The sequence below is a fragment of the uncultured Mailhella sp. genome (assembly GCF_944324615.1).
Lineage (GTDB): Bacteria > Desulfobacterota > Desulfovibrionia > Desulfovibrionales > Desulfovibrionaceae > Mailhella.
The window spans coordinates 1-4,872 of the sequence record NZ_CALUWY010000106.1 but is presented as its reverse complement, the minus strand read 5'-3'; the positions used below and the strand labels follow the sequence as shown (position 1 = coordinate 4,872).

Here is a 4,872-nt window from a genome sequence, read left to right as displayed (position 1 = left end):
CGTTTTTTGCTTCCCGGTGGGGCTTTACGGGGCTTTTTGCGGGAAAAAGGCCGTTTCACAGGGGTTCGGGCGTGTTGTGCCGTCCCCGTCGTCGGGCCGCAGGGCGCACGCAGGGGGACTTGCGTTTTCCGTCTCTTCGGCTCTTGCCGCAGGGCGCGGGGGCTTACAGGCACAGGGGCGCTGTTGCTCTTCCGCGCGGGGCTCAGGGCGTGCTGCAGGGGCCGCGGGGCTTCTGAGGGGGCTTTTCGGGTGTTTTCGGCCCGGTTGGGGGCGTTGAGGTCTCCCTTTCCGCGGAAAAAGGGGCTGTGGTGAGCCTTCCGGCCTTTTTAGGGGGGGGAAGAGGTGTTCAGAATGGGCGGGAAGGCGCGTTCAGGGGGCCTGCGGGGCATGGCGCAGGCGGTGAAAAGGAACGTCACCTTTCCACCGATGAGTCCCCGGGCCTGAGGGGGGCCGGTGGTGGGGCCTCCCGGGGCGCGCAGGGGGCGTTTTTTGCTTCCCGTGGGGCCTTTACGGGGCTTTTTGCGGGAAAAAGGCCGCTTCACAGGGGCGCGGGCGTGTTGCGTCGTCCCTGTCGTCGGGCTCCGGGGCGCACGCAGGGGGACTTACGTTTTCCGCCTCTTCGGCTGTGCCGGTGGGGGCTTTACAGGCACAGGGGCGCTGTTGCTCTTCCGCGCGGGGCTCAGGGCGTGCGCAGGGGCCGCGGGGCTTCTGAGGGGGCTTTTTCGCGGAAAAAGGGCCTTCCGGCAGGGGGCTACTGATTTAAAATGTCGCGCACATCCCGGGAGAAGCTGAGGTCAAGCTCTATGGCCTTGGGGGAAAGGGTGCGGCTTTTGCTGTCGCTTTCCAAGGAATAGCGGGGGTCGCGCAGGTCGCCTTCCAGGCGCACGGGCAGGGCCGAGGTGCCCGCCATCTGCACGGCGCCTGTTGCGTTCACGGTGCGCTGCATGAGGTTCACCGTGCCGGATCCGGAAAGGGAAAGGCGCGCCGCATCCAGAGAGAGGCGGTCCACGGTAAGGTTGCCGTCCTTGGAGAAGAAGGAAAGGAAGAGTCTTTCAAAACGGTTGGTGGCAAGCAGGCTCGACACCAGCGGAATATCCGGCGGCAGTATGCTGAAGGCCGTTTCCACCTGTGAGGAGGTGAGGCTTCCCTTGCCGTTCAGCGAGGGCAGGCCGCGCGAGGTGGTGAAGGAAAGCGAGGCGTTGATGGAGCCGTTGCCCTTGAGCAGGGGGCGCTCCGCAAGGCTGCGGGATATTTCCTCAAGATTGGCCTGAGGCACGCTGAAGTTGATGGACAGGCGGGAGGAAAGGGGCGTGCTCGGGAGCATGACCGTTTTCATGGAGGCCGTCACCGGGCTGCCCGCCAGAATGCCGGAAAGGGGGTTGAATTCATAGGAGCCGTTCTGCCCGGCGAGGCGGGCATGCACGTTTTCCAGATGCAGGCGGTTCCAGCGCACATGTTCGGCCGAAAGCTGCAGATTCACGCGGGGCCAGCGGGTGAAGTCGCGGTTTTCCAGCTTCCGGGGCGCGCCGTCGGGCCTTTCGCTCCGGTAGTCGTCGAGGTCGAAGTCACCGAGGGAAAGTTCCCCGCTGATGACGAAGGGGTCGGGCGAAATGCTGAGTCTGCCGGAAAAGGTGAGGTCGTCCGCCTTGCCCTGTATGCTCGTCATGCGCATTTTGCCTTCGGCCCAGCGCATTTCCGCCGCAAGGGCGCAGTCGCTGAAAATGTTGTGGTCGGCAAAGGGCAGGGGATGATGCAGAATTTCGCCGATGCGCTGCGGGTCGCCTTCCATGTCCACCTTGAGTGTGGCGTCGCCCCGGACGGGGTCGCTGTACATGCGGGCGAGGGAGGCAATGCTCCCCGAAGCCGTGGCCGACAGATCCGGCCCCTGGAAATGCAGCTGGGAAAGGGTGAGCACGTCGCTGTCGAAGCCGTATTCCAGCTTGCCGGAAAGGGAAAGGTATTCGCGGAACGACACGCCCATGCCCGGCGTGAGCATGGCCTTTTCTATGGCGAAGGAGGCTTTTTCCTTGTCGAGCAGGGCGGAACAGTGCAGTTCCACCCCTGCATGGAAGGCCGGGTCCGAACCGTCGATATCCGTTTGCAGGTTGAAGTTTGTGGGCGTGCCGGGGTGCACGTTGGTGGCGTTGAGGGTGAGCGGCGCTATGGTGAGGGTGGAACCGTCGGGCTGGATGAAGCATATCCGGCCCTGACTGATGCTTATGTTGTCCGGTGCAATGCGCAGGGCGTGCAGAATGCCCTGAATAAGTTCGTCGAAGTCCCGCCGGTGTTCCACGCTTGCAGGAATGGCGGCCAGAAATTCCCGCACCGGCTTTTTCAGCTTCATGGTGACGGCCAGATCGTCCACGGAGAAATTCTTGATGCTGAACTTGCCGGTGAACAGCGCGTGGGAGGAAATCATCACCGAAGCGCTGCTGAAGCTGATTTTCAGCGCGCCGTCGGGGCTTTCCCAGGAGCTTGCGCCGAGTTCCAGCCCGCGGTTGGGAAACAGCGTGAGCGTAGGCGGCGTTTCGGAAACAAGGGGAGCGCCGGTGCTCGTTTCCACATACGCATTGAATTTGTCGATGATGATGTCGCTGTTGGTGGCAATGAGGCCGATAAGGCCCCCGCCAGCGACAAGGACAAGAAGAACAAGGACAATAAGTATCTTACGCAGCATGTGTCTATCCGGCGAACAGGGTATTGCCTGAGCATATACGCATTTTCCGGGCGGGGCAAGCCCCCCGCCGGGGCCTTGTCGTTTCCGGCCTGAGAGGCGTGCGGAAAAAGGGGAAAAAGGGGGGAAACGTCGCCTTTCCGCCCTGAAAAGCGCCGTGCAGGGCCCGGAGGGGGCGTTCTGGGGGCGGAACCGCCGGGCGCGGGAAAGGAGGCGGCAGGGCCGTGTTTCAGCCCGCGGCCCTGCGGAAAAGCGCCTCCGCCGGCCCGGCGCGGAAAAGAAGAAAAAATATGTTGAAAATAGTTTTCATTCTTGCTAATGTGAACGAAACAGCAGAAAAAAGCGCGGTTTCCCGCGCTCTGGGAGATATGTCATGCAGACACTGGTTGTTCTTGTGATTCTTGCCCTTGCGGGTGTGTATCTTTTTTTCCGTTTTCGTCGTTCTCTTTCCGGCGGGGGCTGTGGCTGCGGCTGCTCTTCCTGCACGAAGAAGGGCGGGTGTTCCGCACACGGCGTATCGCTGGAAGGCCGCGCCGTAAGAGGGGGGGGCGGCCCTTCGTGCGGACGGCCCGACTAGCCTTCCCCTGCCGGTTCTTTGCATCGCCGCTATGGCATAAGCCTTGTTCACCTTGCAGAAAGGCCCCCCTTCGTGATGGAAGGAGGGCCTTTTTCGTTACAGGATGAACTGCTGCAGGTCCACGTCGTTCTTCACGTCTTCCAGGTGTTCGGAGACGTAGGCCTTGTCGATGACGATATGCTGCCCGGCCCTGTCCGGGGCCTCGAAGGAGATATCGGAAAGGATTTTTTCCAGAATGGTGTAGAGCCTGCGCGCGCCTATGTTTTCGCTGCGGGTATTGGTTTCCTCGGCAAAGGCGGCAATTTCCCTGAGGCCCTCTTCGGAGAAGTGGAGGGTGACGTTTTCCGTGGAGAGCAGTGCGGCATACTGTTTCTGCAGGGAATTGTGGGGTTCGGTGAGGATGCGGTAGAACTCCTTGCTGCCCAGGGCCTGCAGTTCCACACGCAGGGGGAAGCGGCCCTGCAGTTCGGGAATGAGGTCGGAAGGCTTGCTGAAGTGGAAGGCGCCGGCCGCGATGAAGAGAATATGGTCGGTGTGGATCATGCCGTGCTTGGTGTTCACCACACAGCCTTCCACCACGGGCAGAAGGTCGCGCTGCACGCCTTCGCGGGATATGTCGGAGGAACGCTGCTGGGCGGCGGAACTGGCGATCTTGTCGATTTCGTCAATGAACACAATGCCGCTCTGTTCCACCCTTTCCCGGGCGATTTCCACAATCCGCTCTTCGTCAAGCATGGAATCGCGCGCCTGCTGCACCAGAATGTTGTAGGCGGCGCGGGTCTTCATGCGCTTTTTCTGCGTCTTGGGCGGCATGAAACGGCTCATCATGCTCTTCATCTGACTGCCCAGGGAATTGTCCATGCCCGGCATGGCGAACATGTCCATCTGCGGGGCCTGCTCCGTGACTTCCACCTCCACTTCGTGGTCGTCCAGGTGCCCCAGCTTCCAGAGATTGCGCAGCTTCTCGCGCGTCGCCTCGCGGCCGGAATCCGTGCTGCTGCCCGGCAAAAGCAGATCAAGCAGCTTTTCCTCGGCCTGCGCCTCCGCCTTGGCCGCCACTCTCTGCCCTTCCTCGTCGCGCACAAGCTTGATGCCTATCTCCATAAGGTCGCGGATCATGGATTCCACGTCCCGCCCCACATAGCCCACTTCCGTGTACTTCGTGGCTTCCACCTTGATGAAGGGCGCGCCCGTCAGCTTCGCCAGCCGCCGTGCTATCTCCGTTTTGCCCACGCCCGTGGGCCCCATGAGTATGATGTTCTTCGGCGCTATCTCGTCCCGCATCGCCGGGTCAAGCTGCTGACGACGCCAGCGGTTGCGTACCGCTACCGCCACCATGCGTTTCGCCTGTTCCTGTCCTACGATATATTTGTCAAGCTCGGCAACTATCTGCCGGGGGGTCAGCGTGTTCATGGGCAATCTCCTTTTTTCAGAACATAGGCCCGATTCTGAAAAAGGGAAGGCCTCCGCCCGATCTTTCGGAAAAATGTCCTGAACCGGCATGAGGAAAACGCAGGAAAGGCAGGAAGAGAGGAAAGGCACGCGGGGCCCGCCCCGCACCCCGGAAAGGCACCGGGGCTCCGCCCCAGACCCCGCCGGGGGGAATGATTCCCCCCGGGCC

Annotated in this window: 3 protein-coding genes; 1 reads left to right on the top strand and 2 read right to left on the bottom strand. The window is 61.8% G+C overall.

Features of this window, described 5'->3' with window-relative positions:
- Positions 1-751 precede the first annotated feature (751 nt).
- A complete protein-coding gene (locus Q0K07_RS12825; protein ID WP_294559755.1) occupies positions 752-2,677 on the bottom strand; it encodes an AsmA-like C-terminal region-containing protein in 1,926 nt (641 codons plus the stop codon).
- A gap of 370 nt (positions 2,678-3,047) precedes the next feature.
- On the opposite strand from Q0K07_RS12825, the gene Q0K07_RS12820 reads away from it, so the two are divergent.
- On the top strand, positions 3,048-3,251 hold the full coding sequence (locus Q0K07_RS12820) for a FeoB-associated Cys-rich membrane protein (RefSeq protein ID WP_294559754.1): 204 nt from the start codon (positions 3,048-3,050) through the stop codon (positions 3,249-3,251).
- A gap of 96 nt (positions 3,252-3,347) precedes the next feature.
- Here the strand turns inward: Q0K07_RS12820 and hslU are convergent, their stop codons facing one another.
- Positions 3,348-4,664 (bottom strand): ATP-dependent protease ATPase subunit HslU, encoded by a 1,317-nt coding sequence (gene hslU, locus Q0K07_RS12815; RefSeq protein WP_294559753.1) that lies wholly within the window; start codon positions 4,662-4,664, stop codon positions 3,348-3,350.
- Between the last annotated feature and the right edge of the window lie 208 nt (positions 4,665-4,872).

Bases quoted from the DNA above. Each gene is read 5' to 3' on its own strand.
- hslU (WP_294559753.1), bottom strand. From the start codon at position 4,664: ATGAACACGCTGACCCCCCGGCAGATAGTTGCCGAGCTTGACAAATAT.
- Q0K07_RS12825 (WP_294559755.1), bottom strand. From the start codon at position 2,677: ATGCTGCGTAAGATACTTATTGTCCTTGTTCTTCTTGTCCTTGTCGCT.
- Q0K07_RS12820 (WP_294559754.1), top strand. From the start codon at position 3,048: ATGCAGACACTGGTTGTTCTTGTGATTCTTGCCCTTGCGGGTGTGTAT.